Raw genomic sequence first — 19,383 nt, 5'->3', positions numbered from 1 at the left:
ACGAGCCCGGGGGGCGCGCATATCGACAGCGCACTCGAAACGTTGCCTGCTCATATTGCCAATATCAAGGCGCAAGCGGCGCGCGCGGGCCGCACGGTGCGCACCGTGATCAACCCGGTCATCGTGAGCCGCGACACCGAGCGCGAAGCCAACGCGTATGCCGATGCAATCGTGGCGAACACTGTATCGAGCGGGGACCGCAGTTATGACAGCGACGCGCACGCATGGCGCGGACGCAAGGATGAATCGCAGAAACAAGGCCGCGGCATTGGCGGCAACATAGAAATCATCGGGACACCGGAACAAGTGGTCGATCAGCTCGTAGCGCTCAAAAGAACCGGCGTGGACGGGGTGCAACTCGGTTTCTTCGATTTCCTGCCGGACCTCACATACTTCGGAGAACGGATTCTTCCCTTGTTGAAGCAGGCAGGACTGCGGATCTAGCGTGTCGCGGTATTCAGAATAACGATCCCGCAATCGCTTCGTTGAGTTTGCTGTCGGTTCGCTTTTACTCTATGTTGGCTTCACTAAATCATTCAAGATAACTTAACAAGAGATCATCATGAGCATTCGACATATTCATCGCGCAACGCTGCAAACGTGGTTAACGGAAGGCGGCCTTGGCACAGGAAACGAACTCGCGCTGCTCGATCTGAGGTCGGTGGAGGCGTTCGCTAAAGGACACCCGCTCTTCGCCACCAATCTGCCGCTCGAAAACCTGGAGCGCGGCGTACAGCGTTTCGTCCCACGAAAGTCGGTTCGGCTCGTACTTATCGATGATGGCGACAACGCAGCAGAACAAGGCGCGGCCATACTGGAAGGACTTGGCTATACCGACATCAACATCCTCAACGGCGGCATTCCCGCGTGGACCGCGGACGGCTTGAACGGACTGCCCACGTTCGATATTCCCGGCATCATCTTTTCGGAGAGCGTGCGCGATTTGCGCGGTACACCGTCAATCGAAGCCGAACAACTCAAGAAGCTGTACGACGCGAAAGAGAATGTCATCGTGATCGACACGCGCACCCGCGACGAATTCGCGCGTGGCCACGTGCCGGGCGCAGTGAACGCACCGGGCGAAGAGATCCTGTATCGCTTCCTGGATCAGGTTCCCAATCCGGACACGTTCGTGGTTGTGTCGTGCGCCGGACTTCCGCGTGCGATCATCGGGGCGCAGACGCTCATCGACGCGCAAGTGCCGAACCGCGTCGCCTTTCTCGAGGACGGTACTGCGGGTTGGACGCGGGCAACGCTTGAGCTCGCGACCGGCGGCGAGAAGCGTGCGCCCGCCAGCAGCGGCGCGGCCGCCTTCGGCATAAAGCACGCACAGGCGCTCGGCGAACGACAAAAAATCAGGACTGTAAATCAACAAGGCGTCGAGGCGTGGCTTGCCGACACAACGAAACGCACGACGTATCTGCTCGACATCCGCTCGGCCGAAGAGTACGAAGCCGGTCACGTTGCGGGTTCCATCTCGGCGCCGGGAGGACAATTGCTCGCGGTGTCGCATCGCACGGTGGCGACTCGCGGCGCGCGCCTAGTGTTGATCGATGACGACGGCACCCGCGCCGTCACGACCGCCTACTGGCTGCAACAGCGCGGATGGGAAGTTCATCTGCTGGAAAATGCATCGAGCGGCGCGAGCACAGGGCCACTCAAACAGGTCCCGGAACTGCTGAACTCCTGAGCGGCCGAACGCCGGGTTAGCTGCTTTCGTGCGGCTGACCCGGTCATCGCCTCATGCATCGTTGCCCTGTGCGCAGAACTCAAGCCCGCGTCCATTCGCCATCGTCTCGAAAGCAAGCCTCGCCAGAATGCCGGTCTATCGGTGACGTAAGTACATCCATGCACGTCAAGCGCGCCCGGCACGACAAGAGATGTCAGTCGGGAAAGTCCGCACCAAGCGTCGTTGCTTCCCACGTGTCCAGATCGTTGATGAGCCCCGCGAGTTTCTTGCGAACCACACCAAGCCCTTGTTTGCCGAGTACAAGGTTCGAAGGCGGCGAGTCCGCCTCGACTGCCGCGATGATCGCCAGCGCCGCGCGTACCGGATCGCCCGGCTGGCGGCCGCTGTTTGCGGCAATGTCAGACCGGCGCCTGCCAGCGATCGACGCGTAGGCATCGATGGTCTTGCTGGTCTGTTTGAGCGACCGCCCTGCCCAGTCCGTCCGGAATGGTCCCGGTTCCACGGTCGTGACCTTGATACCCAACCCGGAAGTCTCGCGCGCGAGTGCTTCGCCCAAGCCTTCCAACGCAAATTTGGTCGCAGCGTAATAGCCGCTGCCCGGATTGCCGACCAGCCCGCCAACCGACGTGATATTGACGATGTGTCCTGCGCCCTGTTCACGCATCACAGGCAAGACGGCCTTGATGGCGCTCACCGCGCCGAAGAAATTGACTTCGAACATGGCGCGGACTTCATTGTCCTCACCTTCTTCCACTGCCGACAGATAACCGTATCCGGCATTGTTGACGAGCACGTCGATACGGCCGAACCTGGCTTTCGCTTCGGCTACCGCCGCGGTCACGGCATCTGGAGAAGTGACATCGAGCTTAAGCGCGAGCGCGTGCCCGGCGTGCGAATTCGCCAGGTCGGCAACGCTGTCCGGGTCCCGTGCGGTCACGACGGCACGCCAGCCGCGCGCCAGCACGGCCTGTGCGATTTCCCGCCCGAAGCCGGTCGAGCAACCCGTGATAAACCAGACTGGAGAATTGGAAGAATCGGGAGAAGCGGTCGACATGATGGTCCTTGTTCAGTGCTGCTGCAATGCGCGAAAGCTTGCTTACAACCTGGCTTACAAGCTCGCACAGCTCAGTGGAAGGAAACAATCGAAGAGTATCGCAATACGGTGAAACGCGTGAATCTCTGCCTCACGGTTCGTTTTCGTTTGCCGAGGTCAATAAGGACTCGTCCATACGCGATGCAAGCTGCTTACCCATGGCGTCGACATGCACGCATATGGTCTTGCAGATAGTCCGGCAGTGTCTGAATCGCAATGTCTCAGCCCGGCTGATCAATCCGGTCGCGGCAGAGATCGATGAACATCTGCACAGGGCGCGTAAGCGTCGCGCCCTTGCGCGTAGCAATGCCGTAAGGCGCGCCAGTACGCGTAATCTTGATCGGCAGTATGCCGATCAATCCGCCTTGCGCGAAATATTGCGCGACGAGCACGGGAATCAGGCCAACCGCACCATCGCCTGAACGCAGCAACGCAAGGGTGGCGAACGTGGACGTGGTCTCGGTGGCGTAAGCGGGAAACGGCAAGCCTTCGTCCTCGAACACCTGCTCCAGCAGCGAACGCAGCGGGAGATGCGCCTGCGGCACAATCCACGGATTACCCGCGATGTCCTGCAAGCTGACATCCGGCTTGCGCGCGAGTTCGTGGGCGCCATCCACGACAATGCACATCTCTTCCACCGCAAGGGGAATGAAGTCGTAAGCCTCCGGATGAACGCTGACGCTCGGCCTTCCAAGCACAAGGTCGAGCGTGCGCTGGTCGAGCATGGAAAGCAGGCGCGCGCTGTTGTCCTCCCATACTTCCACGGACACATCCGGTTCCTCTTCGCGCAGCGCCCTTAGCGTGGGTGTGAGCCAACCCGGGACCGCGCCCATGACGGCGCCAATGGCAAGCGTGCCGCCCCTGCCGCGCATGATTGCGGCAAGCTCGTCGCGCAACGCGCCGACTTCCGCGCGCAGCGTGCGCGCGTGACGGATCACGCAGCGGCCGAGTTCATTGGCCACAATGCCGCGCGGTGATCGCGCGAACAGTTCGGCACCGAACATCGACTCGATTTCGCGCAGGGATTTGGTCGTGGCAGGTTGCGACAGCGACACCTGCTGCGCTGCGCGACGCAGCGAGCCGTGGTCGTCGAGCGCAATCAGCAGGGCGATGTGGCTGCCGCGCAAGCGCCTGAGGATTGCATCGATACTGGTTATCACCGATATAACTCCACAGTCTCACGTGATCGGAAGGTTTCATTATCCGTGCGCGCCGCAGCTCTCTACACTCATCCCATTCAATGAGCAGGGCATGACGGCGGGCGTTCGATCATAGCCGATCAAACGCCGCGCCACGAAACCCGCAACCGTGGAGATGAGACAGCGTGAGAAGAATTGGAATCGACGTGGGAGGCACCTTCACCGACGTTGTCATGGTGGACGATGCAAGCGGCCAGGTCTGGTCGACAAAGGTCCCGACCACACCCCGCGACCGGGTCGTCGGCGCGATGGAAGGCTACCGGCGCATCCTGGAGATATCGGGCTCGACAAGCGCGGACGTGTCGTTTCTCGGGCACGGCACGACCATGGCGACCAACATGGTCGTTGAAGGAACGGGCGCGAAGACCGCGTTGATCACCACGCGCGGCTTTCGCGACATCCTCGAATTGCGGCGTGTATCGCGGCATGACCGGGCCGATCTCTACGACCTCTTGTTCGATAACCCGCGTCCACTTGTTGAACGCCGCTGGCGCCTGGAAGTCACCGAGCGCATGACGTTCGAAGGACACATTGAAGCACCGTTGCAGCGCAGCGAACTGAACGATCTGGCCGCCATGATCCGCGACTCCGACGTGGAGGCGGTCGCAGTTTCCTTCCTGCATGCACACGTGAATCCGCAGCACGAACGCGAAGCCGTCGAGACATTGCGGCGGCTGCTGCCGGACCGGTTCATCTGTGCATCGCACGACGTCAATCCCGAAGTCATGGAGTACGAGCGCACGAGTTCGACCGTCATCAACGCCATGCTCGGGCCCGTTTGCGGGCGATACATCGAGCGTCTCGGCCACGCTCTCGGCGATCTCGGCTTCAACGGCAAGCTGCTCTTCATGCAGTCGAACGGTGGCCTCGCGAGCACGGCGGTGGTTGCGGACCGGCCTATCGTATTGCTCGAATCCGGTCCCGCCGGCGGCGTCAGCGCGGCCATTCGCAGTTGCGAAAAAAGCGGCCTGCGTAACGCGATTCTGGGCGACATGGGCGGCACCACGTTCGATGTCTCGCTCATCCGCGAGTTCCGGCCCGAATTGCGCAACAAGAGCCTGTTGCATACGTACGCGGTGCGAAGCCCGAGTATCGACATCGATTCGGTCGGCGCGGGCGGCGGCTCGATTGTATGGATCGACGCAGGCGGCGGCGTGCGCATTGGACCGGAGAGCGCGGGCGCCGATCCGGGACCGGCCTGCTACGGCCGTGGCGGGGAGCGCGCCACCGTGACGGACTGCAATCTCGTGTTGGGTTACATCGATCCGGAAAGCTTTCTTGGCGGCGAATTCAGGCTCGATGCAAAGGCCGCGTATCGTGTGGTGGAAGAACGCGTGGCGAAGCCGCTCGGCATGAGCGTGCTCGAAGCGGCGCAGACGGTGCGCTCCGTTGCCAACGCGCTGATGGCGCAAGCCATTCGCATCATGACGGTCGAGCGCGGCTACGATCCGCGCGAGTTCTCTTATATCTGCTACGGCGGCGCGGGTCCGGTCCACGCACTGGATCTCGCGCAGCAAATGGGCATTCGCCGCGTGGTGATTCCTCCGCTTCCGGGTTTGTTCAGCGCGTTCGGCATGACGGTCGCAGATCAGCAATACGACTATCAGCGCCCGGTTGAACGAGACCTCGATCATCTCGACGACACCACGCTTTTCTCGCAATTCTCCGAACTCCTCGAACTCGGTGCAACCGAGCTTCGCAGGCTCGACGTCGATCCTGAAAGCGCTCGTATCGTGCGTCTTGCGGATTGCCGCTATGCCGGGCAACCCGATGTCATCACCGTCGAAGTGCAGGGTCATGCCGAAGGCTTGTGCCACGCGCTCGCGGGCGGTTTCGAAGCGGCGCATCAACGCCTGTGGAATTTCGTGAGCGCCGACAAGCCCATCGTCGTCGCGAACCTGCGCATGCAGATCGTCACGCAAACCGGCTGGCGCGGCGGGGTTGCTCAATCCGCCAAGGCCGCGGCGTCCGGACTCAAACCGAAGGCCACGCGCGAAGTCTATTTCGATGGCGCGAAGCACGCCCTGCCCGTCTATCAGCGCAGCGCGCTTGCGGTCGGCGCGCGCGTGGAGGGGCCTGCTGTCATTGAGGAGCACAGCAGTTGCGCGGTGCTGAAAACGGCGCAGAACGCTGTTGTGGATGAAGCCCTGAACCTTGTGATCGAACTGGCGGCCTGAACATGGATATCGTTACCTACGAAATTATTCGCAGCAGTCTTTTTGCCATCGCGCGTGAAATGAAGATCGCGATGATGCGCACCGCCGGCAGCCCGCTCATGCACGCAAGCGGCGATTCGTCCGCCGCGATCTTCGACGCCGAGATGCAACTCGTGGCCCAGGGCAACGACATTCCCACGATGCTCGGCTCCGCCGTCATCTCCACGCGCGTTTCCGTTGAAGCGATCGGCCGCGAAAATCTTCGCCCCGGCGACGTGATCGTGAGCAACGACGCGTATGTGGGCGGCGGCAATCACCAGCCCGACGTGCAGTTCACGCGGCCGGTGTTCGTGGGCGAGGAGATCGTCGCGTTTGTCATGACCCGCGGCCACTGGACGGACATTGGCGGCCAGTCGCCGGGCAGTTATACGGTCACCACGTGGGATGTATTCGCAGAAGGCATCCGCATTCCGCCCGTGCGCTTGTATCGCGACGACAAGCCGGTGCGTGACGTGCTGGAAATCCTGAGCCGCAACAGCCGCAATTCGCACGAATTGCTGCTCGACATCCAGGCGCAGTACGCAGGTACGTTCGTGGGCGAGCGCCGTCTTGTCGATCTCGTCGACAAATACGGCGTCGCCGATCTGCGTGCCGCCATGAGCCAGAGCCTCGACCATTCAGAGAAGCTGATCCGCGCGGCTATCGGCAGGATTCCGAACGGAACTTACGAGGCAGAGGAATATCTCGATCCTATAGAGGCGCATGGCTGGAAGCAGGAGCGCCCGCTGCTGAAAGTCAAGATCACCGTTGCCGACGACCACGTGACGTTCGACTATACGGGCACCGGCGCGCAAGTGCGCGGCGGCATCAACTGCCCATTGTCGGTGACGTGCAACAGCACGTGGTTCACCGTCAAGGCAATCACCGACATCAGCATTCCAATCAATCAGGGTTGCTACAGGCCGGTCACGATCATCGCGCCTGAAGGAAGCGTGTTGAACTGCCAGTATCCGGCCTCGGTCGTGTCGGGTAACACCGAAACATCGCCACGCGTGATCGATCTGCTGTTGAAGGCGCTTGCGCCCGCGATTCCGGAGCGCATTGTCGGGCAGAGCAACTGTGCGTCCTGCGCCGGCATTTTCAGCGGACGCGATACGAACGCCGCGCGCGTCGAGCAAACGGGACAAGCATTCGTCACCATGCACGACGTCCACGCCGGCGGCATGGGCGCACGCGCAGACAAGGACGGCGTGAGCGGCATTCGCGTCTATGTGGGCAATGCCGGCAGCCAGTCGGTGGAGATGATCGAACGCAGCTCGCCGCTCCTGCTCGAAGAATGGTCCCTCGTGGCGGACACGGGAGGCGCTGGGCGGTATCGGGGCGGATTGACCTCGCGCCGGGTGTATCGCGTCGACTACGACGAAGCCACCTTCACCGTCTCCGGCGAACGGGGCCGCTCCGCGCCCGAAGGACATTTCGGCGGTCTTGCGGGAACCCCGTTTCTTTGCAGCGTCGAGAAAACCGATGGCACCACCACGACTGTTGCGGCCAAGGGCGGCCAGACCGTGGTCCGGCGCGGCGAGCGTGTGATCGTGCAGCCCGCGGGCAGCGGCGGTTACGGCGATCCGCTCGAGCGCGAGCGCGAACGGGTTATCGGCGACATTGCCGACGGCTACATCAGCGCGGACGCCGCGCGACGGCTGTACAACGTCGAGCCTGAAGACACGCCGGCGCTGGCTGTCGCGCATGAGTGAGGACGTTACTGTGCAAACCAGGCAGCACAAGCCCTTGCCGCTTGCCGGAATTTGCGTGGTCGAGATTGGCCACAGTCTCGCCGCGCCTTACGCGGGCATGATCCTCGGCTCGCTCGGCGCGCAGGTGATCAAGATCGAGAACGCCGGAAAAGGGGACTACGCGCGCGACTGGGGTCCTCCTTTCATCGACGGCGCCGCCGCCCTCTTCCACGCGATCAACCACGGCAAGTCGAGCATCTCGATGTCGCTGAGCAACCCGGAGGAAGCGACGTTGCTGAAGGGACTGATCGAGCGGCGCGCGGATGTCGTGCTGCAAAACCTGAGAGCAGGCGGCGTTGAAAAGTACGGTCTGGGTGCAGCGCAACTGATGGCCGACAAACCTTCGCTCGTCTACTGCAACCTCGGCGCGTTCGGCACGGTGGGACCGCTGCGCGAGAAGCCCGGCTACGATCCGCTGGTGCAGGCGCTGGGTGGATTGATGAGTTTCATGGGCGGTCCTGGTCAACCGGCGAGCCGCATTCCGGTATCGATCAACGACATGGGCACGGGACTCTGGGCCGCCGTCGGCGTGCTGGCCGCGCTCTTTCGGCGGCAATTGACCGGCGCGGGCGAACTCGTGGATGTCTCGCTATACGAAACGGCGCTTAGTTGGGGCGGCATGCAGATCGCCGATTACCTCGCCTGTGGCGCATTGCCCGGACGATGGGGTTCCGGCACCGCCGGCATCGTCCCGCATCAGGCGTTCGACTGCGCCGACGCGACCATCATGGTCGCGGTCGGCAACGACGGCCTGTTCCGCAAGCTCTGCGCGGTGCTAGGCGTTCCCGCGCTCGCCGACGATTCCCGTTTCATCACGAACGGCGCGCGCGTAAGCAATCGCGTTGCACTGATCGAATTGCTGCAGGAAGCTTTTCGCGCGAAGCCCGCGTCGTACTGGCTCGATACGCTCGATACCGCCGGCATTCCCTGCGGCCCGATACAGAGCATCGATCAGGTGGTTGGCCACGAGCAGACGCAGGCGCTCGATATCCTCAGACGTACCTCCGACGACGCGGCCACCGTGGTCGGCCTGCCCATATCGTTTGGGGGAGTGCGCCCTGACAATATTGGCCGGGCGCCGGGGCTTGGCGAACACAATCATCTGCTCGACACAACCTCTCAGGAAACACTGTGAAGATCAACGAATATCTGGGCACGGACGCCCTCACTACGTTGCAGCTCGAAGAAGTCGATTCCGATATTCTCGTTGTCCGGCTGAACCGGCCGGAAGTATCGAATGCAATCAGCACACAGATGGGACGCGAACTGATCCGCGTGTTCGGCGCCATAGAGCTCGATCCTGAGCTCTACCGATGCGTCGTCCTGACGGCGGCGGGCGAGCGTACTTTTTGTGGCGGCGCGGATCTGAAGCAACGCGAAGGCATGACCGACGAACAATTCGGCCGCCAGCATTATCTGTTCGAGCGCATGAACCGCGCGCTCACGAACTGTCCGGTCCCGCTTATCTGCGCGGCGAACGGTTCGGCGGTTGCGGGCGGACTTGAACTGATGCTGGCTTGCGACTTTGCGTACGCATCGAAGAATGCGGTGTTCGGTTTTACCGAAGTCAAGCGCGGCATCATGCCGGGCGGCGGCGGCACGCAGCAGTTGCCACGTACTATCGGCGCGCGGCGCGCGAAGGAACTCATCTTTCGCGGCGCGCGGTTTTCAGCAGAAGAAGCGCTTGCGTGGGGCGTGGTCAACAAGCTCTGCGATGCACGCGAGGTCCTGCCGGAAGCATTGAATGCAGCACGCGACATCTGCACGAGCGCGCCGCTTTCGGTGACCCAGGCAAAGAAGGCAATCGACCTTGGCATGCAGGCCGACCTTCGCACGGGGCTGTATGTGGAGATCGAAGCCTATAACCGGCTGATTCCAACCGAGGACCGGCTGGAGGGCATCAGCGCATACAACGAAAAACGGCAACCGAAGTTCAAGGGCCGATAGCCGTAACCGATAGCGGTAACAACGGCGAGCAACAAACACACACGCAGTCACGCAGCAAACTGGAACGGACGGCGTCGATCGTCCGGCCAAATACTGGAGGAGACACGCATCATGAGCCCTGTTACACCGGATACATCGGTTATGCCTTCTGCGCCGGCATATGACGCAGACCGCGCCTACGCGAAAATCACGCGCAGGCTGATCCCATTCCTGTTTCTTTGCTACGTGTTTGCGTTTCTCGATCGCATCAACATCGGGATCGCGCAACTCGACATGAAGCAGGACGTCGGCTTTAGCGACCTGACGTACAGCATTGGCGCAGGCATCTTTTTTCTCGGCTACGTACTCATGGAAGTGCCGAGCAACCTGCTCCTTGCCCGCATTGGCGTAAAGAAGACGTTCTCGCGCATCATGATTCTCTGGGGCATCGTTGCCGCGGCAACCGCGTTCGTTACCTTGCCCGTGCATCTTTACAGCGTGCGTTTCCTGCTCGGCCTGTCGGAAGCGGGTCTTTATCCCGGCGTGATTTTCTACCTGACACGCTGGTATCCGGTCGAGCGCCGCGCCAAAGTCATCGCCATCTTCACGTGCGCAACGGGCATCGCCGGTCTCTTCGGCGGCCCGATGTCCGGCTGGCTCGTCACACACATGAACGGCTTTCACGGCATGCACGGATGGCAATGGATGTTCATCGTCCAGGGATTGCCGGCAAGCGTGCTCGGCGTGGCCGCGTATTTCTATCTGGACAATAGTCCCGAAGAAGCGAAGTGGCTCACAGCGCCAGAAAAGAAGATGATCGTGGACGATCTTCGCAAGAGTTCGAGCTTCGGCAGCGGTCACGCGGAACATACCTTTGCTCGCGCCCTGCGTGATCCGCGCGTGTACCTGATGGGCTTCGTGTGGTTCTCGCAGATTGCCGGCGTGTTTGCAATCGGCTTCTGGCTGCCTACGCTGATCAAGAACTCGGGTGTATCGAATCCGCTGGCAATCGGCGGTTACTCGGCCATTCCGTACTTCGTTAGCTGGGTCGCGCTGATCCTGTTGAACCGCCACTCGGATCGCACCATGGAGCGCCGCTGGCATTGCGGTGGCGCAATGATCGCGGGCGCTATTGGTCTTGTCGCGGCGAGTCTTCTGGCAGGGAACCTCGCGTTGTCGCTGATAGCACTTTCCGTGGCGACGGCTGGCATCCTCGCCCCCAATCCGCTGATCTGGGCGATCTCCACTGATTACATCCGTGGCAGCGGCGCAGCAGGCGGCGTTGCGATCATCAATTGCGTCGGCTTGCTCGGCGGATTCGTCAGCCCGATGATCATCGGCTCGATCAAGACAATGACCGGCAGCATGGTCGGCGGACTCGGCGCAATTGCATTGCTGATGGTGATTGGATCGCTGGCGGTGATCCTGTTTGCGCCACAGACCCGCGCGATGCAGGCCAAGTCCGGCGACGAGCCCGAAGCCGACGCAGGGCATTCGGCGAACGCGGCAATCCAGTAAAGCAAACAGGAACCAATATGAACGATAGCTACGTCCAGGTCACGGAAGTCGGATTGCGTGACGGCTTGCAGATGGTCAAGACCATTCTCGGCACGGAACAGAAACTGGAATGGTGCAGACGGATGGTCGCGGCAGGTTGCGCGGACATCGAGGTAACGTCGTTCGTGCCGCCCAAGATCGTGCCGCAGTTCGCCGATTCAGACGAAGTCGCGCGCGGGGCATTGAGGATCGAAGGATTGCGTGCTTCCGCACTGGTGCCGAACCTGAAAGGCGCCCAGCGCGCTTTCGATACCGGCCTGAAGAACGTGCACTACGTTTTATCGGCGAGTAATGAGCACAACCTGAAGAACGTTCGGCGCAGCACGGCGCAATCCGTCGATGACTTCAGCAACATCGTCGCCGCACGCGACGAAACTGGACGGCGCGATATCAAGCTTGGCGCGGGTGTGGCAACGGCGTTCGGCTGCACGATTGCCGGACGTGTCGATGAAGCTCATGTCCTCAGGATCGTTGAAACGCTGCTGAAAGCGGGCGCCGATCACATTGCCATTGCGGACACGGTCGGGTATGCGAACCCGGGGCAGGTGCGCAAGATGATGCGGCAAGTGCTTGCGCTGACGGGCGACCGTTCCGTGACCTGCCACTTCCACGATACGCGCGGCCTCGGGCTTGCAAACGTGTACGCCGCGCTCGACGCCGGCGTGCGCAGTTTCGATTCGTCGCTCGGCGGACTTGGCGGTTGCCCATTCGCGCCCAATGCCACCGGCAACATCAACACTGAGGACACCGTGTTCCTGCTGGAATCCGAGGGGATGAAAACGGGCATAGATATAACCGCCCTGCTCGGCGTTCGGGAACTCGTGGCCTCGTGGTTGCCGGGGGAACCGTTCGTGGGCGCTATCGCGAGGGCGGGATTGCCGAAGACATTCGCCGAAAACACGGAGGCATACCACGCGCTTGCGTGACGCGGTGCGGCGGCGGCATCGACCGGGTTGCCGCCGCCGGAAATAGCCGAATGCAGGCTAAAGAAATCCAGTCGAAATCCACGGTATTGCAGCGACCAGAATCAAACCGAATCCCAGCGCGAGCATGTAGGCAACCATCGGTTTCATCCCGTCTTCCGGATTGATCCGGTTGATCGCGCAGGCCGTGTAATACCCCACGCCGAATGGCGGCGCGAAGAGTCCCATGCCCATCGCGAGAATGGCGATCATCGCGTAATGCACCGGGTGCACGCCGACTGTTTCAGCAATCGGGAACAACAGTGGGCCGAACAGCACGATCGCGGGAATGCCTTCGAGCAAGCTGCCGAGCACGATGAACAGCGCCATCGACGCAATCACGAACGTCGCCTTCCCGCCCGGCAATTGCCCGAAGAGACTGGCGAGATTGTCGGAGAAACCGGATTGCGTCAGGCACCACGCCATACTCGTCGCCGCGCCAATGATCAAGAGGATTGCGCCGGACAGCGCGGCCGTTCCCACGAGGATGGGCCAGACGCGCCGCACGTCGAAACGGCGGTAGATCAGCAGCCCCGCGAGCACGGTATAGACAATGCCGATCGTCGATACTTCCGTTGCAGTCGCCACGCCCTCGACCACTGCAAGGCGGATCACAAATGGCAACGCAAGCGCCGGCAGCGCGATCCAGAAACTGCGAAACACTTCGCGATGCGTGGGCCGCACGGCGGTGCTCCCCTCTTCACGCGGCGCATGGCGATGCCGCCACCAGACGAGTGCGCAGAGCATCAGTCCGACCACAAGGCCCGGCAGCAAGCCGCCTGTGAACAGCGCGCCAATCGACACACTGGTGACAGAACCAAGAATGATGAGCACCAGGCTCGGCGGAATGGTTTCGGTTTGCGCGGCGGTCGCCGAGAGCAGCGCGACAAATTCGCCGGGTTTCGTGCCGCGCGCCTTCATCTCTGGATACAGCACCGGCGCCAGCGCCGCCATGTCCGCCGACTTGGAACCGGAAATACCCGACACCAGATACATTGCGCCGACGAGCACATACGAGAGACCGCCCGGAATATGCCCCAGCAGGTTGGCGAGAAAAGCCACCAGCGCTTTCGCCATGCCGGTCATTTCCATCAACATGCCAAGGATCACGAAGAGCGGCACCGCGAGCAGCACGATCTGCGACATGCCCTGATCCATCCGGCTCGCCATCACCAGCAAAGGCAGATGCGTGGCGATGGCCAGATACCCGAACGACGCAAGGCTGAACGAGAATGCGATCGGCACGCCTGAAAACACGCACAATCCCACCACGCCGACAAAGAAGATGATGAGGTTCCAACTGCCGATTCCGAGCAGCACGGGTTGCAGCAGATAAAGGCCGAGGCCCACCGTGCCGGTCAGCGCGACAGCGGCAAGCACCGGCCGCCAATGCTCCAGCCGGGCGAGCTGGAACAGCGAACTCGCCATCATCAGGCAGATGCCCGCGGGCATTGCAGCGGCGCGCCACGCATTCGAGATATCGAGCGCCGGATCCGTCAGATTGGCTTCGTCGATCACGTAATCGAGCGTTGCCCCGCACACGAGCACGAGAAAAGCCAGTGGCGCGATCAACGCCAGTGCGCGCCAGAAAGCCTGCCACGCCGGCGGCGCCATCCGGACAAACGCGGCCATGCGCATATGTTCGTTGCGCTGGAAGGCGACGACTGCTCCCATCATTGCGAGCCACAGAAACAGCAGCGAGGCGAGCGAATCGGACCAGACCAGCGAATGATGAAACACATAACGCGACACCACGCCGATCAGAAGCAGCACGATTTCGGCCGCCACCAGCAAACCGGCGACGCCTTCGGTAATCAGCACGAGGCCACGCTCCAGCGCTCCGAACAAGTGCTGCAGCTTGAGCCGGTTCTCAGTCAAGGCAATACGCATGGCTCACCCCAGCGGACCGGTATATTTTTCGAGCAACGCCCAGGCTTGCGGGCCGAATTTTTCGCGCCATTCCGCGTAGTAACCCGCCTGCTTGAGCTTGTTGCGAAACGTCTCGCGATCGGGATTGATGATCGTGATGCCCGCCTTGGTCATCTGGTCCGGTACGGCCGCATCCACCTTCACCATGTCGTCGCGCTGCGCCAGCACGGAACGCGTGAACTCTTCCGTGATCACGGCCTGCAGATCCTTCGGCATGGCCGCCCACATGCGCTGGTTGCCGAGAATCCAGTAGCCGTCCCACATATGGTTCGTCATGCTGAGGTATTTCTGGATCTCGTACAGCTTCATTGCGTATAGAAGCGACGGGTAGTTTTCCGCGCCATCCACCACTTTCGTCTGCAAGGCCGTGTAGAGTTCGTTGATGCTGATGGGCGTCGGGCTCGCGCCGAGCGCCTTGAATTGCGATACCCACATGGGGCTGATAGGCACTCGGATCTTGAAGCCTTGCAGGTCGTCCGGCGACTTGATCGGCTTGTTGCTGATGATCTGCCGCCAGCCGCCCTGCATCATCGCCGGAATGGCGAAGAGCCCGACTTTTTCCATCTGGCCGCGCAGATAAGCGCCCACGTCGCCGTCGAGTGCCTTGAAGGCGGCGGGCGTGTCCTTGAGGCCATAGGCGAGCCCCGGCAACGCACAGGCGGGCACGAGCGGCACCGCCAGTTGCGACGAGGAAAGAAAAAAATCCAGCGAACCGCTATGAACCTGGTTGAGCATGTCGCTGCCCAACTGGCTATTCGGAAATACGTTCATTTCAACGCGTCCGTTGGTACGCGTCTTGATTCGCTCGGCGGCCTCCTTGATCCGCACGTTCATTGCATAGGCCGGCGGCGTGTCGCTGCCGATCTTGATCCGATACTCCGCCGCGCGCGCAAAGCGCGCCACCAGCGGCGCGGCAAAGAGCGCCGCGCCGCTTTTCAATACCAGACGACGAACTGGCTTGTCCATGATCCGCACCCTCCTTTACCTGCTTGTGCCGGTATGCCCGGCGATACCGCTTGTCTCCGTTATTTTTTAGCCGATGAAACTGGCTTGACGCTACGGTACTGCGTCCGCTGATTGCGCGTCCTTCACCACGCCCGGCAGCGCCACGGTTTCTCCGCTGCGAAACGCCTGATGCACCGCGTCGAGCGTGCGCATCAGCCTGATGCCTTCGTCCGCGCTGACGGAATGGTTCGGCTGCCCGGCCATGGCGAGCGCGAATTCGCGGAACTGCCGCTGGAATTCGATTGCTTCGTCGAGGTAATGACGCTTCTCGTCATCGCCTTGCGCGACCAGCAGGTCGCCGTTGAAAGTCAGTTGCGTGTCGTGCTCGACCACGGCGGTGCCGCGTTCGAACACGAGCACCTTGCGGTTCTCGACCGGCCGCTGATTGAACGACAGATGTACCGATGCAAGACGTCCGCCCGGATAGGCGAGCAGCATCATCGCTTCGTCTTCGCCAGCCCAGAAGTCGTTGTTGCGCACAGCTTCCGCGTGCACCCGCAGCGGATCGTCGCGCATCATCATCTGCACGAAATCAAGCGCATGAGGGCCGTTTAGCGCCACCACGAGGCCGCTCGCCTTGTCGGCTTCACGCCACCATTCGGCCTGCGCATCGGGCCAGTACACGCCGAGGCTGACCTGCGCGGAAATAAGCCGGCCGAACTGCGCGTGATGGTCCGACAGATAGCGGATCGCCCGGAAATGGCGTCTGCATTGCGCGACAGCAAGGATCACGCAATGCTCATGCGCGGCTGCAGCCATTTCACGCGCGTCCCCGGCGGTATCGGCCATCGGCTTTTCAACCAGGATGTGCTTGCCGGCGCGCGCTGCCTGGATAGCCACCGGCGCATGCAGATGATTGGGCAGGCAGATCACCACGGCGTCGATATCGCTGCGAGCGAGCGCCTGCTCCACGCTGTCGAGCGCGACTTGTGCGCCGTAGCGCGCCGCCGCTTCCTGCGCGAGACGGAGGTCGCTGTCCACGGTCGCAATCAACGTGGCGAGTTCCGGCTGCGACGACACCGCCGAGAGATGCGAGCGCGAAATCCGTCCGCAACCGATCACTGCAATGCCCGGCACATGGCTCATCCCTGCCTCCTGGTTCATCGTCGCAAGCTTGAGCGCGATGCGTTAAACCCTACGTTCGCCATCGCGCGAAATCGCCTTGAATTCCTTCGTTCGCTGCGTCAGCGCAATTTCCGTGGGCAGGCGCTCCATCGAACTTGCGCCATAAAAGCCGTGGCACGACGGGCATGATCTCAGTACATAAGCCGCATCTTCGGGCGTCGAGATCGGGCCGCCATGACACAGCACGATGATGTCGTCGCGCACTTGTCGCGCCGCCAGCGCCCACGCCTCGATCAGCGCCGGACAGTCCTCGAGCGCCACGCCGGTCTTCGCGCCGATCGCGCCGCCGCTCGTCAGCCCGAGATGCGCCACGATGATGTCGGCGCCTGCTTCAGCCATGGCCGCGGCGTCGTCCGCGTTGAACACATAGGGCGTGGTCAGCAAGTCCTTGCGCCGCGCCATGCGAATCATCTCCACTTCAAGCGCGTAGCTAATGCCTGTTTCCTCCAGGTTCTGCCGGAAGGTGCCATCGATCAAACCCACGGTCGGAAAATTCTGGACTCCGGAGAAACCCATCTGCGCGAGTTCGTCTAGCAAGCGGTCCATGTCGGCGAACGGATCGGTGCCGTTCACGCCGGCAAGCACCGGCGTATGTTTGACTACCGGCAAGACCTCGCGCGCCATGTCCTTGACAATGTCATTCGCGTTGCCATACGCAAGTAGCCCCGCCAGCGAGCCCCGTCCCGCCATCCGGTAGCGTCCCGAGTTGTAGATCACAATCAGGTCGATACCGCCCGCTTCCTCGCATTTGGCCGACAGGCCCGTACCCGCGCCGCCGCCGACAATCGGCTCACGCCGCGCGATCATCTCTCTATAACGTGCGAGCAACGCGGTTCTCTCGAAACGTGGCATGGCTTGTTCACCTCGTCATGTCGTGGGATCTGGACCGCGTGCCGGCGAGCCCGGCATACGCGGCGGCGGCGGCATCGGCGAAAGCGGCATCGTTGATGTGAAACGGCAGGCGCTCGATGCGCCGCATCCGCGTTGGCTGGAACGTGGCCTCTATGGCGTCGAACAATGCATGGTCGGCGCCGGGGTCGTAGAAGGGCATGCCCTCGGCGTCAATGGCCGATACACCCCGCTCCGGAATCAAGAACCTGACAGGCCCTTCGCAGCGGTTGAGCCGTTGTGCGATCCATTCGCCAATACGCCGGCACTCGTCGACCGATGTACGCATCAGCGTGACCTGCGGATTGTGCCGGTAGAAGAGGCGTTGCGCGTAACGCGCGGGCACCGTTTCAGGCGCGCCGAAGTTCACCATGTCGAGCGCGCCGCATGAAGCCACGTACGGCACTTTCGTGCGTGCAATCGCGCCGAAGCGGTCAGCAAGACAGGGAAACACGCCGCCTGCGAGAAAGTCCGCCACTTCCGTGGTGGTGAGATCGATTGCACCTTCGATCATGCCGCTATCGATCAGCTTTTCGAGCGACTGGCCGCCCGTGCCGGTCGCGTGAAAGACGAGGCACTCGTATTGCCTGTCCAACCGCTCACGCAATAAATCGACCGCGCGCGTGGTCACGCCGAACATGGTGATGCCAAGCGTTGGCTTCACTGCCAGGGTCGAGCCAGCGCTCCCGATGGATGCATCGCCCTTCACCATGCCGGCCATCGCGCTCGCTGCATTCGAGAGAATCGCGCGGCTGATGCGGTTCAGCCCCGCGATATCGACCACGGAATACATCAGCATGAGATCGCTCGTGCCCACGTAGGGCGCAACGTTGCCCGAGGCCACCGTCGATACCATGACTTTCGGCAAGCCCACCGGTTGCGCGCGCATCGCCTCGGTGACGAGCGCGGTGTTGCCCGAACCGCCCAGGCCGATCACGCCGCCTACGTCTTGCCGCCCCGCGAGGAATCGCGACAGCGCGCAGCCCATTGCCGCGATGGCCGTCCCCCGATCCACCGCATTGCTCGCCGCCGCGCCGTCCGGATGGTATCCGGCGACCGTACTTGCATCGATATCCGGCCGCACGCCGTCGCGCGGCGCACCAAGCGTACCAACGTCCACGAGCAATGCGGGCACGCCTGCCGAGAGCAGCCGTTCCCGCACGAACCCGAGTTCGGCGCCCTTCGTGTCACAGGTTCCGACAACGTACACCGTGCGCATGATGTCCTCCGCTCGATCGCGGCCAGCGGCCTAGATGGTCAGCACGCCGCCATTGACGTCGATGGTCGCGCCCGTGATGTAGCGGGCGCGTTCCGAGAGCAGAAAGACCGCGACGTCCGCGAGATCTTCCGCCGTGGTGAAACGGCCGAGCGGTATGCCGGCCAGTTGGCGCGCGCGATCATCCTGCGTGAGCAGTCCCGCAACGCGTTCGCCTTCGGTCGTGCCAGGCGCCACCGCATTGACACGCACGCCGTTAGCACCGAACTCCTTCGCCAGATGACGCGTGAGTCCGAGCACGCCCGCTTTCGCCGCGGTATAGGGCGAACCGAGCGCAGGGCTCGTCTGCCTGCCGGCGAGCGAGCTGAAGTTCAGGATCGCGCCGCCGCTGCGCTTGATCATCGAGGCAATCGCGGCCTGACAGCAGAGGAACGTGCCCTTCAGGTTCGAGTCCATCACGAGGTCGTATTCGGCTTCGGTGATGTTCAGCGTCGGCACGAGCGGCGCGTAACCGCCCGCGCAATTCACCAGCAGATCCGCGCCCCCCGCCTCTTCGTCAACGTGGTGAAAGAACGCCTTCACCTGAGTGGCGGACGTCACGTCCAGCGTCGCCGGCCTAGCGGCTTCGCCTAGCTGCTTCGCAGCCTCGCGCGAGCGCTCGCCGTCGAGATCCGGGACATACACAGTCGCGCCCTCGGCAATCAGGTAACGCGCGATGACAGTACCAATACCGCGTCCCGCACCCGTGACAACAGCGACTTTCCCCTTGAACGTGTCCATCTGCTTCTCTCCTTGATGACCGGTTGCGTAATCCTCGTCCAGGCACATGCCCGTCCGTGAGGTG

Annotated in this window: 16 protein-coding genes; 8 read left to right on the top strand and 8 right to left on the bottom strand. The window is 62.1% G+C overall.

The genetic code is table 11. From position 1 onward, the window contains the following. Nucleotides 1-444, top strand: a 444-nt coding sequence (locus tag AWB64_RS13475; RefSeq protein ID WP_157766634.1) for an LLM class flavin-dependent oxidoreductase, incomplete at its 5' end; no start/stop codon positions are given. A gap of 118 nt (nt 445-562) precedes the next feature. Next, nucleotides 563-1,690: a rhodanese-like domain-containing protein gene (locus AWB64_RS13470; protein WP_063493212.1), complete on the top strand. Its 1,128-nt coding sequence runs from the start codon at nt 563-565 to the stop codon at nt 1,688-1,690. A gap of 193 nt (nt 1,691-1,883) precedes the next feature. On the opposite strand, the gene AWB64_RS13465 is transcribed toward AWB64_RS13470, so the two are convergent. Then, the gene (locus AWB64_RS13465; protein WP_060819645.1) at nt 1,884-2,744 is read right to left on the bottom strand and encodes an oxidoreductase; all 861 of its coding nucleotides are present in this window, start codon (nt 2,742-2,744) and stop codon (nt 1,884-1,886) included. Nucleotides 2,745-3,004: 260 nt separating this feature from the next. Further along, nucleotides 3,005-3,943, bottom strand: coding sequence for a LysR family transcriptional regulator (locus AWB64_RS13460; protein WP_060819643.1), 939 nt, complete (start codon nt 3,941-3,943; stop codon nt 3,005-3,007). Nucleotides 3,944-4,107: 164 nt separating this feature from the next. Here AWB64_RS13460 and AWB64_RS13455 point away from each other — a divergent pair, with 164 nt between their 5' ends. The 6 genes from AWB64_RS13455 (at nt 4,108) to AWB64_RS13430 (ending at nt 12,340) form a co-directional block, all read left to right on the top strand. Then, a complete protein-coding gene (locus tag AWB64_RS13455) occupies nt 4,108-6,159 on the top strand; it encodes a hydantoinase/oxoprolinase family protein (RefSeq protein WP_060819641.1) in 2,052 nt (683 codons plus the stop codon). Nucleotides 6,160-6,161: 2 nt separating this feature from the next. Then, nucleotides 6,162-7,892, top strand: coding sequence for a hydantoinase B/oxoprolinase family protein (locus AWB64_RS13450; protein WP_208603276.1), 1,731 nt, complete (start codon nt 6,162-6,164; stop codon nt 7,890-7,892). After that, complete coding sequence (locus AWB64_RS13445) at nt 7,885-9,066, top strand: CaiB/BaiF CoA transferase family protein (protein WP_060819638.1); 1,182 nt, start codon at nt 7,885-7,887, stop codon at nt 9,064-9,066. Before AWB64_RS13450 ends, AWB64_RS13445 begins: the two co-directional genes overlap by 8 nt. 2 nt (nt 9,067-9,068) lie before the next feature. Next, nucleotides 9,069-9,878 (top strand): enoyl-CoA hydratase-related protein, encoded by an 810-nt coding sequence (locus AWB64_RS13440; protein WP_374728621.1) that lies wholly within the window; start codon nt 9,069-9,071, stop codon nt 9,876-9,878. A 111-nt stretch (nt 9,879-9,989) separates the two neighbouring features. Next, nucleotides 9,990-11,375 carry an MFS transporter gene (locus AWB64_RS13435; protein WP_374728620.1) on the top strand — a complete coding sequence of 462 codons (1,386 nt, stop codon included), beginning with the start codon at nt 9,990-9,992 and terminating at the stop codon, nt 11,373-11,375. A 17-nt stretch (nt 11,376-11,392) separates the two neighbouring features. Next, nucleotides 11,393-12,340 carry a hydroxymethylglutaryl-CoA lyase gene (locus AWB64_RS13430; RefSeq protein WP_060819632.1) on the top strand — a complete coding sequence of 316 codons (948 nt, stop codon included), beginning with the start codon at nt 11,393-11,395 and terminating at the stop codon, nt 12,338-12,340. Between the two features lie 57 nt (nt 12,341-12,397). Here AWB64_RS13430 and AWB64_RS13425 read toward each other — a convergent pair whose 3' ends face one another. From AWB64_RS13425 to AWB64_RS13400, 6 genes are all read right to left on the bottom strand, one after another. Beyond that, nucleotides 12,398-14,266 (bottom strand): TRAP transporter large permease, encoded by a 1,869-nt coding sequence (locus AWB64_RS13425; RefSeq protein WP_060819629.1) that lies wholly within the window; start codon nt 14,264-14,266, stop codon nt 12,398-12,400. Between the two features lie 3 nt (nt 14,267-14,269). Continuing rightward, entirely contained in the window at nt 14,270-15,271 is a 1,002-nt protein-coding gene (locus AWB64_RS13420) for a TRAP transporter substrate-binding protein (protein WP_060819627.1), read from the bottom strand. Between the two features lie 90 nt (nt 15,272-15,361). Beyond that, complete coding sequence (locus AWB64_RS13415; RefSeq protein WP_060819625.1) at nt 15,362-16,396, bottom strand: Gfo/Idh/MocA family protein; 1,035 nt, start codon at nt 16,394-16,396, stop codon at nt 15,362-15,364. Between the two features lie 42 nt (nt 16,397-16,438). Next, entirely contained in the window at nt 16,439-17,287 is an 849-nt protein-coding gene (locus AWB64_RS13410) for a phosphoenolpyruvate hydrolase family protein (RefSeq protein ID WP_060819623.1), read from the bottom strand. A 7-nt stretch (nt 17,288-17,294) separates the two neighbouring features. Next, a complete protein-coding gene (locus AWB64_RS13405; protein WP_060819622.1) occupies nt 17,295-18,542 on the bottom strand; it encodes a Tm-1-like ATP-binding domain-containing protein in 1,248 nt (415 codons plus the stop codon). Between the two features lie 30 nt (nt 18,543-18,572). Continuing rightward, entirely contained in the window at nt 18,573-19,319 is a 747-nt protein-coding gene (locus AWB64_RS13400) for an SDR family NAD(P)-dependent oxidoreductase (protein ID WP_060819620.1), read from the bottom strand. Between the last annotated feature and the right edge of the window lie 64 nt (nt 19,320-19,383).

The sequence above is a fragment of the Caballeronia sordidicola genome (assembly GCF_001544455.2).
Classification (GTDB): domain Bacteria; phylum Pseudomonadota; class Gammaproteobacteria; order Burkholderiales; family Burkholderiaceae; genus Caballeronia; species Caballeronia sordidicola.
Note: the sequence above shows the minus strand (reverse complement) of the source record. Positions and strands in the feature narration are given on the sequence as shown.